This window comes from Lysobacter capsici, assembly GCF_014779555.2.
In the GTDB taxonomy this organism is placed as follows: Bacteria; Pseudomonadota; Gammaproteobacteria; order Xanthomonadales; family Xanthomonadaceae; genus Lysobacter; species Lysobacter capsici.
The window spans coordinates 3,176,516-3,190,811 of record NZ_CP094357.1; the positions used below are offsets into that span (position 1 = coordinate 3,176,516).

At 67.6% G+C, this 14,296-nt stretch carries 13 protein-coding genes; 9 read left to right on the plus strand and 4 right to left on the minus strand.

Annotation, left to right across the window (positions count from 1 at the left end):
- Positions 1 to 35: 35 nt before the first annotated feature.
- The 8 genes from IEQ11_RS12830 (at position 36) to IEQ11_RS12865 (ending at position 9,220) form a co-directional block, all read left to right on the plus strand.
- The gene (locus IEQ11_RS12830; RefSeq protein ID WP_191820679.1) at positions 36 to 1,406 is read left to right on the plus strand and encodes an FAD-dependent oxidoreductase; all 1,371 of its coding nucleotides are present in this window, start codon (positions 36 to 38) and stop codon (positions 1,404 to 1,406) included.
- Positions 1,407 to 1,419: 13 nt separating this feature from the next.
- A complete protein-coding gene (sbcB, locus tag IEQ11_RS12835; protein ID WP_191820680.1) occupies positions 1,420 to 2,871 on the plus strand; it encodes an exodeoxyribonuclease I in 1,452 nt (483 codons plus the stop codon).
- A gap of 190 nt (positions 2,872 to 3,061) precedes the next feature.
- Complete coding sequence (locus tag IEQ11_RS12840; RefSeq protein WP_036104095.1) at positions 3,062 to 3,748, plus strand: DUF2461 domain-containing protein; 687 nt, start codon at positions 3,062 to 3,064, stop codon at positions 3,746 to 3,748.
- Positions 3,749 to 4,086: 338 nt separating this feature from the next.
- Entirely contained in the window at positions 4,087 to 5,280 is a 1,194-nt protein-coding gene (locus IEQ11_RS12845; RefSeq protein ID WP_191820681.1) for an MFS transporter, read from the plus strand.
- Positions 5,281 to 5,715: 435 nt separating this feature from the next.
- Positions 5,716 to 6,567: a hypothetical protein gene (locus IEQ11_RS12850; RefSeq protein ID WP_191820720.1), complete on the plus strand. Its 852-nt coding sequence runs from the start codon at positions 5,716 to 5,718 to the stop codon at positions 6,565 to 6,567.
- Positions 6,568 to 6,578: 11 nt separating this feature from the next.
- Positions 6,579 to 7,754: a DUF4785 domain-containing protein gene (locus tag IEQ11_RS12855; protein WP_191820682.1), complete on the plus strand. Its 1,176-nt coding sequence runs from the start codon at positions 6,579 to 6,581 to the stop codon at positions 7,752 to 7,754.
- A gap of 328 nt (positions 7,755 to 8,082) precedes the next feature.
- Positions 8,083 to 8,634, plus strand: a complete 552-nt coding sequence (locus IEQ11_RS12860; RefSeq protein ID WP_036104104.1) for a DUF2939 domain-containing protein — start codon at positions 8,083 to 8,085, stop codon at positions 8,632 to 8,634.
- Positions 8,635 to 8,830: 196 nt separating this feature from the next.
- Positions 8,831 to 9,220, plus strand: a complete 390-nt coding sequence (locus IEQ11_RS12865; protein WP_036104107.1) for a lysozyme inhibitor LprI family protein — start codon at positions 8,831 to 8,833, stop codon at positions 9,218 to 9,220.
- 650 nt (positions 9,221 to 9,870) lie between these two features.
- Here the strand turns inward: IEQ11_RS12865 and IEQ11_RS12870 are convergent.
- Positions 9,871 to 10,791 carry a 5'-nucleotidase gene (locus IEQ11_RS12870; RefSeq protein WP_036104111.1) on the minus strand — a complete coding sequence of 307 codons (921 nt, stop codon included), beginning with the start codon at positions 10,789 to 10,791 and terminating at the stop codon, positions 9,871 to 9,873.
- 140 nt (positions 10,792 to 10,931) lie between these two features.
- Here IEQ11_RS12870 and IEQ11_RS12875 point away from each other — a divergent pair, with 140 nt between their 5' ends.
- On the plus strand, positions 10,932 to 12,308 hold the full coding sequence (locus tag IEQ11_RS12875; protein ID WP_191820683.1) for an amino acid permease: 1,377 nt from the start codon (positions 10,932 to 10,934) through the stop codon (positions 12,306 to 12,308).
- 186 nt (positions 12,309 to 12,494) lie between these two features.
- Here the strand turns inward: IEQ11_RS12875 and IEQ11_RS12880 are convergent, their stop codons facing one another.
- Genes IEQ11_RS12880 through IEQ11_RS12890 form a run of 3 tightly spaced genes read right to left on the minus strand, consistent with a single transcriptional unit; the run spans position 12,495 to position 14,199 of the window.
- Entirely contained in the window at positions 12,495 to 12,818 is a 324-nt protein-coding gene (locus IEQ11_RS12880; protein ID WP_191820684.1) for a hypothetical protein, read from the minus strand.
- A 7-nt stretch (positions 12,819 to 12,825) separates the two neighbouring features.
- Positions 12,826 to 13,383: a hypothetical protein gene (locus IEQ11_RS12885; RefSeq protein WP_191820685.1), complete on the minus strand. Its 558-nt coding sequence runs from the start codon at positions 13,381 to 13,383 to the stop codon at positions 12,826 to 12,828.
- Between the two features lie 36 nt (positions 13,384 to 13,419).
- Positions 13,420 to 14,199: an NAD kinase gene (locus IEQ11_RS12890; protein ID WP_036104120.1), complete on the minus strand. Its 780-nt coding sequence runs from the start codon at positions 14,197 to 14,199 to the stop codon at positions 13,420 to 13,422.
- Positions 14,200 to 14,296 lie beyond the last annotated feature (97 nt).

The following is a 14,296-nucleotide window of genomic DNA, read 5'->3' on the forward strand; positions in this document are numbered from 1 at the left end:
TCCTTAGCAGTACTCGCCCTGAAGGCTCACGCTCCTTGAACACACCCACCCACCCCAAGCACATCACCCTCATCGGCGCAGGCCTCGCCGGCGCCCTGCTCGCCACCCTGCTCGCGCGGCGCGGCTGGCAGGTGGATGTCTACGAGAAACGCGGCGATCCGCGCCTGCAGGGCTACCAGGGCGGGCGCTCGATCAATCTCGCCCTGGCCGAGCGCGGCCGGCATGCGCTGCGCCTGGCCGGCGCGGACGAGGCGGTGATGGCGCAGGCGGTGATGATGCGCGGGCGCATGGTGCATTTTCTCGACGGTCGCGCCGATCTGCAGCGCTACGGCCGCGACGACAGCGAGGTGATCTGGTCGGTGCATCGCGGCGAGTTGAACCTGATCCTGCTGCAGATCGCCGAAGACGCCGGGGCCAGGCTGCATTTCCATCGCGGCCTGAGCGAGGTCGATTTCGACCGGCGCATCGCCCGCTTCGTCGACGATCGCGACGGCGGTTCGCACGAAATCGTCTTCGACAGCCTGGTCGGCGCCGACGGCGCGGGCTCGGCGCTGCGCGCGTCGATGAAGCAGGCCGCCGACCTGGGCGAACGCACCGAGTTCCTCGGCCATTCCTACAAGGAACTGGAAATCCCGCCCTCGCCCGACGGTGGTTTCAGCATCGAACCCAACGCACTGCACATCTGGCCGCGCGGCCGCTACATGTGCATCGCGCTGCCGAATGACGAACGCACCTTCACCGTCACCTTGTTTTTACCCAACGAAGGCGATCCGAGTTTCCAGACCATCCGCGACGGCGCCGACGCGCGTGCATTGTTCGAACGCGACTTCGCCGACGCGCTGCCGCTGATCCCGAACCTCGAGCACGATTTCGAACACAACCCGGCCGGCCTGCTGGCGACCTTGTACCTGGACCGCTGGCACCTGGACGATCGCGCGGTGCTGCTGGGCGACGCCGCGCACGCGATGGTGCCGTTCCACGGCCAGGGCATGAACTGCGCGTTCGAGGATTGCGTCGCCCTGGCCGAGCGTCTGCTCGCCGACGACGACCGCGCCGCGGCCTTCGCCGCGTTCCAGCAGCAGCGCCTGCCGAGCGCGCGCGCGATCCAGGCGATGGCGCTGGAAAACTATCTGGAAATGCGCGACCGCGTCGACAACGACGATTACCTGCTGCAGCGCGCCCTGGAGCACGAACTCGCCCAGCGCCATCCCGAGCGTTTCATGCCGCGCTACGCGATGGTGACCTTCCACCGCATGCCGTACGAGGTCGCATACGAACGCGGCCAGCGCCAGCGCGAGTTGCTGGTCGAGCTGACCGCCGGCCACGAGCGCCTGGACACGCTCGACTGGCACCGCGTCGACGCGCTGGTGCGCGAACGCCTGTCGCCCCTGCCCACGGACGAATGAGCGCCGACTGACCATGCCCGCCAGCTTCCTGTTCTACGATCTGGAGACCTACGGCTCCGATCCGCGCACCACTCGCATCGCCCAGTTCGCGGCGATCCGCACCGACGCCGATCTCAACCAGATCGACACGCCGATCAGCGTGTTCGTCAAACCCGCCGACGACCTGCTGCCCTCGCCGATCGCCACCGTCATCACCGGGATCGCGCCGCAGGACGCATTACGCGACGGCGTCAGCGAGGCGGAGATCTTCGCGCTGATCTTCGACGAAATGGCGCGGCCGGAAACCTGCAGCGCAGGCTACAACTCGCTGCGCTTCGACGACGAGTTCGTGCGCTACGGGCTGTTCCGCAATTTCTACGACCCTTACGAACGCGAGTGGCGCGGCGGCAATTCGCGCTGGGACCTGCTCGACGTGCTGCGATTGGCGCATGCGTTGCGGCCCGACGGCATCGTCTGGCCCAGGCGCGAGGACGGCGCGACCTCGTTCAAGCTCGAACACCTGGCCGAAGCCAACGGCGTGCGCGAAGGCGACGCCCACGAGGCGCTGTCGGACGTGCGCGCACTGATCGGCATCGCGCGCAAGTTCAAGGCCGCCCAACCCAAGCTGTGGGAATACGCTTTGCGTCTGCGCGACAAGCGCTTCGCCGGCTCGCTGCTCGACGTGATCGCGATGACCCCGGCCCTGCATGTGTCGCAGCGCTATCCCGCCGCGCGCATGTGCGCCGCGCCGGTGATCCCGCTGGCGCGGCATCCGCGCATCGACAACCGCGTGCTGGTGTTCGATCTGGCCCAGGACCCGGCCGCGCTGCTGCGTCTGGCGCCCGACGAAATCGCCGACCGCCTGTACACGCCGACCGCCGACCTGCCGCAGGGCGAGGAACGCATCGCGCTCAAGGAAGTGCATCTCAATCGCTGTCCGGCCCTGATCGCGTGGAATCATCTGCGGCCGGCCGATTTCGAACGCCTGCAGATCGATCCGGCCCAGGTCGAACGGCATGCCGCGCAGATCCGCGAGGCCGGGCCGGAACTGGTGGAAAAGGTCCGGCGGGTGTATGCGAACGATCGCGCGCGCGATCCCTCGGACGTCGACGCCTCGCTGTACGACGCCTTCATCGGCGACGGCGACAAGCGTTTGTTCCGCAACGTGCGCACCACCGCGCCCGAAGCGCTGGCCCAGGCTGCGTTCGAATTCCGCGATACGCGCCTGCCCGAACTGCTGTTCCGCTACCGCGCGCGCAACTGGCCGCAGACCCTCAGCGTGGCCGAGCGCGAGCGTTGGGACGCCTACCGTCGTCATCGCCTAGTCGACGACTCGGGCCTGTCGGAATTCAACTTCGAGCGCTTCGCGATCGAGCTGCAGCAAGCCCGCGCGATGGTCGGCGAGGATGGGGCCAAGCAGGCCCTGCTCGATCGGCTCGAGGACTGGGCGGGCGCGATCGCGCGCGATCTGAACGCTTCAGGGTGAACCGCGGCGTCCGCGAGCGGGCGCGCAAACCCGCGCTTCGGCTCGGCGTCTCTTGGATTTCGCGCATCCATCGCTATTTTGTCGGGATCGAACCAATCCGGCCCGGACCCGCCGCGACCCAGGCCAATGGCCTGGACGCCGCGCCGGATCGTTCGTCCCACCTTTCGCTTCGCGCTTTCGAGACTGCCGCATGAGCCGATATTTCTCCGATGCCAGCTTCAAGTTCCTGCGTTCGCTGGCGCGCAACAACAATCGCGAATGGTTCCACGAGCACAAGGCCGCTTACGAGAGCCATGTGCGCGGCCCGTTCCTGCGCCTGCTGACCGATCTGCAGCCGGCGCTGGCGCAGATCAGCCCGCATTACCGCAGCGAACCCAAGAACGTCGGCGGCTCGCTGTTCCGCATCCATCGCGACACCCGTTTCGCCAACGACAAGGCGCCGTACAAGAGCTGGCAGGGCGCGCGCCTGTTCCATGAGCGCAAGCGTCAGGTCGAAGCGCCGTCGTTCTATATCCACCTGCAGGGCGGCGAGTGCTTCATCGCCTCGGGCGTGTGGCATCCCGAGCCCGATTCGCTGCGCAAGATCCGCCACTTCGTGCTCGACAACCCGGGCAGCTGGAAGGCGGCCGCGCACGATCCCAAGTTCCGCAAGCGCTACGACCTCGACGACAGCGAGATGCTGACCCGCGCGCCGCGCGGATTTCCGGCCGATTTCGAATTCGCCGAGGATCTGCGGCGCAAGAACTTCGTGGCCTTGCGATCGATCGACGACGAGACCATGACCGGGCCGCGGCTGCTCAAGACGCTGGAGAAGGATCTGGCCGGGCTGGCGCCGTTTACCGATTATCTGTGCGCTGCGCTGGATCTGGAGTTCTGAGTCACCGCGGTTGGCTGGATTGCCGCGCTTGTGGTGAGTAAAAGCGAATCCCTCATGCGCCCCTTTTCCGAAGGGGGGGAACAGCAAAGGCGGCTGTCGCGCATGCGTTGGTTCATCGCGCATCCCGTGGCTCAGCGCGCACCACATGGCCCACTTTGAAAAAGCGGGCGAGCGTGCGGCGCGGGTACGAAGTCAGGAGTGTCCTCAGCGCGGGGGATTCGCTTTTGCCGCAACGGCCAAGCGAAACGTTCAACCCCGCGCGGCCCGTCGCGACAAGACACAAATCGACACGAATATCCACGCCGGCGCACCCGACCCACCCCCACGCTTCCGGTATCGTGACCACTCCGCCCCACACCGTCGCGAGCCCGCGCTTGTCCCCCGCCGAATTCCGCCGTTACGCGCTGTTCTACCTGGGCTACTACGGCGCGCTGGGCGCCTACACGCCGTACATCGGCCGCTGGGTCAGCGCCAACGGCCACGGCGGTTATGCGGTCGGAGCGATGCTGGCGCTGTGGTACGGCGGCCGCATCCTGGCGCCGCCGACCTGGGCGCGGCAGGTCGCGCGCAGTCCCGCGCCGGGGCATTGGCTGGTCGCCGGCTGCGCGCTGGCACTGGCGGTGTTCGCCGGCTTCACCCGCTTCGACCACGGCCTGATGCTGTTCGTGGTCATGGGCGTGTTCGCGCTGTTCTTCAATGCGGTGATGCCGCAGTTCGAGGCGATGACCTTGAACGCGCTGGGCACGCGCAATCACGACTACGGCAAGATCCGCATGTGGGGATCGGTCGGTTTCCTGCTGGTCGCGGCGAGCTACGGCTGGCTGCTCGACCGGCTGGGCAACGATGCTTTCATCTGGCTCACCTTGCCGTGGCTGGCGCTGACCGCCGCGGCCGCGTGGCTGCACCGCGCCGATCCGCCCTCGCCGGCGATCGACCCGGGCGTGGCGCGCGAACGTCTGTGGCGACGCCCGGGCACGCGCCGCCTGCTGTGCACCGCGCTGCTGATGCAACTGGGCTTCGGCCCGTTCTACGTGTTCTACACCCTGCAACTGCAGGCGCACGGCCACGACGGTTTCGCGGTCGGGCTGCTGTGGGCGATCGGGGTGATCTGCGAGATCCTCATGTTCTGGCAGGCGCCGCGACTGGTGCAACGCTTCGGCGCGCACAAGCTGATGGCGGCGTGCCTGATCGCGACCGCGTTGCGCTGGACCCTGGTGGCGTTCTTCGCCGATTCCTTCGCCTGGATGGCGTTGGCGCAGACCGGGCACGCGCTGAGCTTCGCCGCGTTCCACGCCGGCTGCATGCGGCGCATGGCCGAGCTGTTCCCGGCGCGGCGCGACATGGCCTCGGCGCAGGGCATGCTGTACGGCTTCAGCGGCGGTATCGGCGGCGTGCTCGGCGCCGGCATGGCGGCGTTCGCCTGGCAGCACGGCGGTGGCGCCGCGGCGTTCGTGGCCGGCGCGGGTTGTGCGTTGATCGCGTTGTGCGTGCATGTGGCCACGCAGCGATTCGCGCGGTCGGTTCCCGCCTGAGATCGCCACCGCGCTACGGCGAGCGCTGAGTCCGCATCATCGTCCAACCGGTTTGCGCATTGCTTGATGCGGCTTCCAGGCCCGCGCCTGCGCCGTCGATGCGGCCGGACGAAACACGCCGCACTCGCCTTGTCGGACATCGCGCTGACCTGGCGTGTTGCGATGGTTGCGAGCGCCCACTTGCGCTGGCGTTTACCGCAACTGTGCGCGTCGTCGTTTCGCGATCGACCCGCGGTCACGCTTTGCCTTCATTGCATGGCGCATTGCCGCATGACAGCAACATTCGGCTACGTATGCTCGGTCGACCGCCGCGCAGGGACGCCGCGGCCAACGACCGGGGGCATGCGGGCACGACGCCGGCGGCAGGACGTTCTCGGCAATCGGGGAGGATTCATGGATAAGTTTTCGATCGCGCGGCGGCCCTTGGCCGCGGCGATGCTGGCGGCCGCGTCGTTGATCGCGGCGCCCTTGGCCGCGAACGCCGCCGCCACCGGCGTCGCCTTCGTTCACGGCACCGGCAATCAAAGCAATGCGTATCAGGACTACTGGCAACCGGCGATGGTCGACAGCGTGCGCGGCGGCCTGGCCAATCCGTCCAACTACGTCGTCATCAACTGCGATTTCGAGCAGTACATGTGGGACAGCCGCGCCGCCGGTTGCCTCGCGCAACAGTTGACCAGTTTCATCAGCGCCAAGGGCATCACCCAGCTGATCGTGATCACCCATTCCAACGGCGGCAACGTGATGCGCTGGATCATGTCGAACCCGACCTACGACAGCCGCTATCCGAACATCATCAGCAAGATCGTGCGGGTCAACGCGATCGCGCCGTCCTCGGCCGGCACGCCGTTGGCCGATGCGGCGATGAACGGCAACGGCTTCGAACAGGCGGTGGGCTGGCTGCTGGGTTACAAGTCCGACGCGGTGAAGATGCAGCAGGTCAGCTGGATGGCGACCTACAACGCCAACAATCTGTACGGCACCGCCGGCCGTCCCGCGCTGCCCAAGACCTTCCGCAGCGTGGTCGGCACCGACGTGGATTCCTCGCCGTTCGACAGCGACAGCTATTGCGGCGGCTATCCCGAGAACGTCGGCCTGGAAACAACGCAGAACTGGTTGAACAGCTGTTCCGACGGTTTCCTCAACTGCTCCAGCCAGTCGGCCGCGGGCACCGTGTGGTTCCAGGACAAGCAGCGCACCGCCGGGGCCGAACCGCTCAGCCACAACCAGAGCCGGCGCGCCTGCTTCAACCTCAACACCATCCTGCGCAGCGACATGACCCCATGAGGCCGACGACCATGCGAACCCTTTTGACTCTCGCTTTGCTCGCCGCGCTGTCGAACGCACACGCAGCCGATACGCCGATGCTGCCGGCGACGAAATCCGATCAAGTGCCGCAGCGCCTGGCGGTGCTGGCCGCGCCCAAGAGCGCGGCCGAACGCGCGCCGGTGCAGTTTTCCTGGGCGCTCGATCCGAATGCCGCGCTGACCAGCGACGCGAAACCGGCGGTGATCGAAAGCCGCGAGTACTGGCAGGAAACCGACGGAGCCGCGCTGCAACGCGGGCTGGACATCGCCACCAGCGCGCCGGGCGCGTTGATCCGGGTCAGCCCGGTCACCGGCGCGGCCAAGGTCTCGGCCGACGCGGTGCGGATCAGCCGCGCCGGACGCGCGGTGAGCGCGGCCAAGCGCACCGACGCGGCGCAATTGCAATCCGCTGGCTTGGCGGTCGGCGAAGGCACCGCGGCGGTGCAACTGGCCGACGAAGCCGGCGCCGGGCATTACGCGGTGCAGGTCGCGCAGGCGCGCGGCCGTTACGTGGTGCATGTGTTCGAACCACGCAGTGAAGTGCGTCTGCTCGCGGCGTTGAGCCACGACCATGGCCTGGCCGGCACCAGCCGCGAAGTGGTGGTCGATCTGCAGCGCGGCGATACCCGGCTCAAGGCCCAGGGCGGCGCGTTGCTGGTCGCGCCGTCGGGCCGCAGTTGGCCGCTGAGCCTGAAGGACGGCGGCGATGGCCGGTTGCGCGCGGCGGTGACCTTGCCGAGCGATGCCGGCGAACAACCGCCGGGCCTGTGGGAAGTGCAGGTGTTCGCCGGCGACGGCGAGATCCAGCGCGACGCGCGCACCGCGATCGCGGTGGCCCAACCGACCGCCAAACTCGACGGCGGCTATCGTTTCGACGCGGCCAGGCTGAGTTTCGAGCTGCCGTTGCGCGCGGCCTCGCCGGGCCGTTACGAGGTGCGCGGCACCTTGTACGCCACCGGGCCGGGCCGCGCACTGCGTCCGGTCGCGATCGCTCATAGTGCCCGTTGGCTGGATGGCGGCGCGGGCCGGATCGAACTCGCCTTCGATCGCGCGCAACTGGCCAAGGGTTATGGGGCGCCGTATGAGCTGCGCGATGTCGAGCTCAACGATCAGAGCCGGCTGGCGCCGGTGGAGCGTCGGCAGCGGGTGGCGCGGATCGCGCGGTGATTTGAATCGGCCCTCATCCGCCCTTCGGGCACCTTCTCCCGCATGCGGGAGAAGGAAGCGTTCCCAGGCCCGCATCATCACCCGCGGCAGATAAAAGCCCCTCTCCCGGTTGCGGGAGAGGGGTTGGGGTGAGGGCCGCGTGACACCGCATACCCTGCGCAGATTCCTCACCTCTGCCCTCATCCGCCCTTCGGGCACCTTCTCCCGCACGCGGGAGAAGGACTCCAGCATGGCGCCGGTGTAAACAAAGGACGTGCCGCGCTCGCCTCTTAAGCCCCGGTAACCCCAGCAGCGCTACTCTGGCCATCCGCAACCCGGACTGCCTTCGATGAAGAAATGGATCGCCCTGTTCGTCCTCGTTCTGGCCCTGCTGCTCGGCTACGTCGCCGCGGGCCCGTTCCTCACCGTCCACGCGATCCGCACTGCGGTCAAGGAAGGCAACACCGGCGAACTGTCCAAGCATGTCGACTTCGCCGCGATCCGGCTCAGCCTGAAGGCGCAGGTCGAGGACTACATCGTGCGCCGCGCCGGTCCGCAGGTGCAGTCCAGCCTGTTCGGCGCGCTGGGCCTGAGCGTGGCCAGCGGCCTGGCCGGCACCGCGGTCGATGCGATCGCCACGCCGATGGGCATCGGCGCGGTGCTCGAAGGGCGCAAGGTGTTCAAGCGGTTCGACGGCAGCGCCGCCCGCCGCGACGCCTACGAACCGGTGGCGCCGGCCGAGCCGCTCAAGGACCTGCAGTACCGTTTCGAGTCGCCATCGCGCTTCACCGCCACGGTCAACAACGCCGACGGCGATCCGGTGGTGTTCGTGTTGACCCGCGACGGGCTGAGCTGGCAGGTCACCGACGTGCGGCTGCCGCTGGACAAGCTGCTGCCCTGAGTTCCGGCCGAACCTGGACCTCGCCGCCGCGCGCCGCCCGCCCCCGCCCCACCGTTGCCCGACCGCGTTCGCGCTGGCCTGCGTATTGCGACAGCGTGCATACTTCGCGCGGGCCCGCATCGGTTCACCGCGGCGGGCTGGGACAGGCCCGTCCCGTATCGATCGCCACCTCAGTACCCCTTTGGACAGGAACGCCATGAAAACCATCTTCTGCGCCGCGGCGCTCGGCCTGCTCGGCCTCGCCTCTTTCGCCGCCAACGCCCAGGGCGAGTGCGACAAGTACCGCACCAGCTACGACAAGACCTATTGCTTCGCCAAGCTGTTCCTGGAGTCGGACAAGGAACTCAACACCGCCTACAAGGATCTGCGCGCGGTGGCCAAGGAAGCCGCGAACCAGAAGCTCAAGGCGACCCAGCTGGACTGGATCAAGTACCGCGACGCGACCTGCGAGTCGTCGGGCAGCATCAACGTCGACTGCAATTACCGGGTCAACCGCGAGCGCACCGAGTACCTGCGCGACCGCGCCCGCGAGTGCAAGGCCGGCACCTGCCGCGACGAGATGATCGGCAAGAAGTCCTGGAACTGATCGGATCGCGGGCGCCTCGTCCGGGCTCGCGTTGATCGACGCGATGCAGTGAGGGCGTTCGACGGTTGCACCGATGAAGAACGGCGGGTCGGAAACGGCCTGCCGTTTTTTTTGCGTCGATGGCTGTGGCCGGAAACGCCTTGCCGAGTGTTTGCGCCCGGCGGCGGAATGCGACGGCGCCAGTACGAGCGCAAGTGCAAGTGCACCGATAGCATGGCGAACGGCGCGCATTGCGTCGATTACGTTGGCGAGCGATGTGTCGTGGTCGCGGCTTGCGCCGCTCCTACAGGGAGAAACGAAACTTCGATCGCGCCCCTGTAGGAGCGGCGCGAGCCGCGACCGCGACATATCGATGACCGCGAACGCAGCAGCCAAGCGATGGCCCGCGACACGCAGCTTTTGCCCCCTTTGCAAAAGGGGGCGGCGACCGCGAAGCGGACGCGCGGGATTCGCTTTTGCTTTTGTCGTTGCGGTTGCTCGGGCTCAGAGCAAAAGCAAATCCCCCCTGCCCCCCTTTTGCAAAGGGGGGAACCGGTCTGATGGGTTTGCTTCGAATCCAACGGTCAACGCTCAGACGTCGGTCGCCAGTCGCCAGCCGTCAATCGCATCCGCCGACCACCCATCGCGCTCAAGCAAAACGACCGCGCAGTTCAGCGATTCGCAACCCCATGCGGCACATGTCCCGCCGCGACGTGATCGCGCGCCGACAGGATGTTGTGCTCGGAATCGTCGAAGAAGATGTCGGCGCCGAATGCTTCCAGGAACGGGCCCTTGGAACGGCCGCCCAGGAACAACGCTTCGTCCAGGCGGATGCCCCAGTCGCGCAGGGTGCGGATCACCCGCTCGTGCGCCGGCACCGAGCGCGCGGTGACCAGGGCGGTGCGGATCGGCGCGTCCTGGCCGACCGGGAACGCTTTCTGCAGGCGATGCAGCGCGTCGAGAAAACCGCGGAACGGCCCGCCCGACAGCGGTTCGCCGGCATGGCTGCGCTCGTGTTCGGCGAACGCGGCCAGACCGCCCTCGCGCGAAACCCGCTCGCCTTCGTCGTCGAAGATCACCGCGTCGCCGTCGAAGGCGATGCGCAACTGGTCCGGACGCAGATGCGGCGCGAGCTTGGAGCTGCGGGTCGACGGCAGCAGAGTCGCCGCGGCGACACCGGCGGCGAGCGCCGCGCTGACATCCTCGGCGTTGGCCGACAGGAACAGGTCGGCGCCGAACGGCCGGATGTAGGGAAACGGCGGCGCGCCGTTGCTGAAGGCCGCGCGCTTGATCGACAGGCCGTGATGGGCGATCGAATTGAAGATGCGCAGGCCGCTGTCGGCCGAATTGCGCGAGATCAGGATCACCTCGACCCGCGGCGCCTCGGCCGGCGCGCCTGCGTTGAGCGCGAGCAGTTTGCGCACCAGCGGGAAGGCGATGCCCGGGCGCAGCACATCGTCCTCGTGCTCGCGCTGGAAGTCGGCATAGGCGTCGATGCCCTCGCGTTCGAACAGCGAATGGCTCTCTTCCATGTCGAACAGGGTTCGCGAGGAGATCGCGACGATCAGGGGGTCGGCATCACGGTCGGGCATGCGGCTATTGTGGCAGGAGTGAGTGGAGAGGAGTGAGGAACGAGTAGGAGCCGCCTTTACTCACTCCTCACTCCTCTCCACTCGTTTCTGCTTTCCGGCTCCTGCTATCGTTCCGCACCGCTATCCGGCCCGGAACCGCCATGTCGCCCAGCCCCGCACCCGCCTCCGCCGACGCCTCCAGACTCGGCCACGCCCTGAAATCGCGGCAACTGGTGATGATGGGCCTGGGCAGCGCGATCGGCGCGGGCTTGTTCCTGGGCTCGGGCCTGGGCGTGCAGACCGCCGGGCCGGCGGTGCTGCTGTCGTATCTGATCGCCGGGGTGCTGGTCATCATCGTGATGCGCGCGCTCGGCGAGATGGCCGCGCTGCGGCCGACCAGCGGCGCGTTCTCGGTCTACGCCGCCGATGCGATGGGCCCGACCGCCGGCGCCACCCTGGGCTGGCTGTGGTGGGCGCAACTGGTGATCGTGATCGCGGCCGAATCGGTCGGCGCCGCCGGCCTGTTGGCGACGGTGTGGCCGTCGTTGTCGGTGGCGGCCGCCTCGCTGGTGTTCATGAGCGTGTTCACCGCGATCAATCTGCTCGGCGTGCGCCATTTCGGCGAGTTCGAATTCTGGTTCGCGATCCTCAAGGTGGTCGCGATCCTGGCCTTCATCGCGATCGGCGTGGCGCTGCTGCTGGGCCTGCTGCCCGACGTGCCCTCGCCGGGCCTGGGCAATTTCACCGAGCACGGCGGCTTCGCGCCCAAGGGCTGGGGCGGCATCGGCGCGGCCTTGCTGCTGGTGGTGTTCGCCTTCGGCGGCACCGAGATCGTCGCGGTCGCCGCGGCCGAAACCCAGGACCCCGAACGCAGTATCACCCAGGCGATCCGCACCGTCGCCTGGCGCATCCTGGTGTTCTACATCGGCTCGCTGGCGGTGATCATCGCGGTGGTGCCGTGGACCAGTCAGGCGCTGAAATCGCCGTTCGCGGCGGTGCTCGATGCGGCGCGGATTCCCGGCGCGGGCACGGCCATCACCCTGGTCGCGGTGGTCGCCCTGCTGTCGGCGCTCAACGCCAATCTGTACGGCGCCTCGCGGATGATCTATTCGCTGGCCGAACGCGGCGAAGCGCCGCGCGGGCTGGCGCGCCTGACCGGCAACCGGGTGCCGGTGATCGCGGTGCTGGCGAGCGTGGCGTTCGGCTTCGTCGCCACCGGCCTGGAGCTGCTGTACCCGGACAAGGTGCTCCCGGCGCTGCTCAACGTGGTCGGCTCGACCTGCCTGCTGGTGTGGACCTTGTCGCTGGTCGCGCAGTTGATCCTGCGCCGCCGCGCCGACCGCGCCGGAGTCGAGCTGCCGTTCAAGATGTGGGCGTTCCCGTACGTGACCTGGCTGGGCCTGGCCATCCTCGGCATGGTGTTCGTGCTGGCCCTGGTCACCGAGGGTTCGCGGACCCAGTTGCTGTCGACCGTGGTGCTGACCCTGTGCATCGCGGGGATCAGTGAAATTGCGCGGAGGATGCGGGCGCGGGGGTGAGTTTGATGGGCTTGTGATTGCGAGCCAGTCAGCTAAATCACTTCAGTTATGTCGCGCAAGTATTTGATTTATATTTACTCACGAACTCAAAGTAAGTTCTTAAATCACGCGTCCGGGTGCCCCGCGTTACGCCTGTCGACGATTGGCACATTGAGGCCCGATTCGGCCGCCGAACCGCCCCCCGATCTACAACCGCTCCAGCCCGGCGAGCAAGGCCTTGCGCTGCGCCGCATCCAGCCCATCGAGCTGCAACTGCAGCGCGCCCGGCTGACGCCAGTACAGCGCGACGCCCAGGGTCTGTCCGCCCTGCCCGCCATGCCAGATCAACAGGCCGCCGGCATCGAGAAACGGCCGCGTTTGGTCGACCGAGGCCAACACCTGCACGTCGCCCTCGCCGTCTATGCCGCTGATCCGCCCGGCGGCGTCGGTCAGGCGCCAGCCCAGTTCCGGCAACCCGGCCAGGACCCGTTCGGCGTCGGCCGCGGCGATCAGGACTTCGTATCCGCTCATCGGCGCATCAACCGCTCTTGCCCGCGTTCTTCAGTACGCGTCCGGTGCGCAGGTCGACCTCGAACGGTAGCCATCCGCCGGGCGGGTCCCATTCGCCGCTGCCATGCACGACGCCCTGCCTGACGTCGGATATCACCACCCCGTCGATCCCCAGATCGTCCACCCGCCATAACTCCTGCCCCGAGGAGTCCAGATGCCATAGCGCATTGGACGAGCTGATCAACAGCCCGAACGCATCCGCATCCAGGCCCATTTCCCAAGGTTGCTGCATCTCGCAGATATACCAGCCGACCTCGGTCGAGCGCACTTCGCGCCGCTCCGGCCAGATCACATGGAACGCGGTGGCGACGCCGATCACGACCACCTCGTTGGAACAACGCAGCTCGCTGTTGAACGAATCGTATTCGTGGAAGACATCGATCCGCAGCAACGGCGCGCCATCGCGGTCGCGAATGCCGACGCGGGTACCCGAACGGCAGCCGGGGCGTTGGGGCGTCGGTATTTCCAGGCATGCGACCGCCGACCACCCCGTGGCGTCGTCGTTGAGAAATTCGGCGCTGTACATATTGATCCGGCTCCGATCGCCGTCCTCAAGCGAGGCTCAACCGCTGGTGAACTGCTCGATCAGCATCCGCTCTTCCAGGTTGTGCTCCGGATCGAACAGCAAGGTGACCGTGCGGTCGCGCGATTCGCGGATCATCACTTCGACCACGTCGCGCACTTCGTGCGAGTCGGCGGTGGCGCTGACCGGGCGCTTGTAGGGATCGAGCACGCGAAAGCGCACTTCGGTGTCGGCCTTGAGCAAGGCGCCGCGCCAGCGCCGCGGGCGGAACGCGGCGATCGGGGTCAAGGCGATCACCGCCGAGCCCAGCGGCAGGATCGGTCCGTGCGCGGAGAAGTTGTAGGCGGTGCTGCCGGCCGCGGTCGCGACCAGCACGCCGTCGCAGATCAGTTCGTCGAGCCGGGTCTGGCCGTTGAGGTCGATGCGCACGTGCGCGGCCTGGCGGGTCTGGCGCAGCAGCGAGACCTCGTTGTAGGCCAGCGAGCCGAAGGTCGCGCCCGATTCGGTCTGGGCGACCATTTCCAGCGGGCGCAGTACCGCGGGTTCGGCCGCGGCGAGGCGTTCGAACAGGTCGCCGGCGCCGTCGGCGTATTGGTTCATCAGGAAGCCGACCGTGCCCAGCTTCATGCCGTACACCGGTTTGCCGAGCGCGCCGTGGCGATGCAGGGTCTGCAGCATGAAGCCGTCGCCGCCGAGCGCGACCAGCACGTCGGCGTCGTTGGGTTCGTGCTGGTCGTGTTGAGCGATCAGCGCGCTCAAGGCGCGTTGCGCTTCGTCGGTGTGACTGGCGAGGAAGGCGATGCGTGGCGTCGCGGTCATCGGCGGCTCCGGAAGGATGGGCTCAGCATAACCCGTGGGCCATGAAAGAACCCTTGGCAAAGCCCCCGTCTCCCGCCTTGCGGGAGAAGGTGCCCGA

Excerpts from the sequence above, each read along its gene's own strand:
- IEQ11_RS12870 (WP_036104111.1), bottom strand. The coding sequence starts at position 10,791 with ATGCCCGACCGTGATGCCGACCCCCTGATCGTCGCGATCTCCTCGCGA.
- IEQ11_RS12880 (WP_191820684.1), bottom strand. The coding sequence starts at position 12,818 with ATGAGCGGATACGAAGTCCTGATCGCCGCGGCCGACGCCGAACGGGTC.
- IEQ11_RS12860 (WP_036104104.1), top strand. The coding sequence starts at position 8,083 with ATGAAGAAATGGATCGCCCTGTTCGTCCTCGTTCTGGCCCTGCTGCTC.
- IEQ11_RS12840 (WP_036104095.1), top strand. The coding sequence starts at position 3,062 with ATGAGCCGATATTTCTCCGATGCCAGCTTCAAGTTCCTGCGTTCGCTG.
- IEQ11_RS12875 (WP_191820683.1), top strand. The coding sequence starts at position 10,932 with ATGTCGCCCAGCCCCGCACCCGCCTCCGCCGACGCCTCCAGACTCGGC.
- IEQ11_RS12865 (WP_036104107.1), top strand. The coding sequence starts at position 8,831 with ATGAAAACCATCTTCTGCGCCGCGGCGCTCGGCCTGCTCGGCCTCGCC.
- IEQ11_RS12850 (WP_191820720.1), top strand. The coding sequence starts at position 5,716 with ATGCTGGCGGCCGCGTCGTTGATCGCGGCGCCCTTGGCCGCGAACGCC.
- IEQ11_RS12885 (WP_191820685.1), bottom strand. The coding sequence starts at position 13,383 with ATGTACAGCGCCGAATTTCTCAACGACGACGCCACGGGGTGGTCGGCG.
- sbcB (WP_191820680.1), top strand. The coding sequence starts at position 1,420 with ATGCCCGCCAGCTTCCTGTTCTACGATCTGGAGACCTACGGCTCCGAT.
- IEQ11_RS12855 (WP_191820682.1), top strand. The coding sequence starts at position 6,579 with ATGCGAACCCTTTTGACTCTCGCTTTGCTCGCCGCGCTGTCGAACGCA.
- IEQ11_RS12890 (WP_036104120.1), bottom strand. The coding sequence starts at position 14,199 with ATGACCGCGACGCCACGCATCGCCTTCCTCGCCAGTCACACCGACGAA.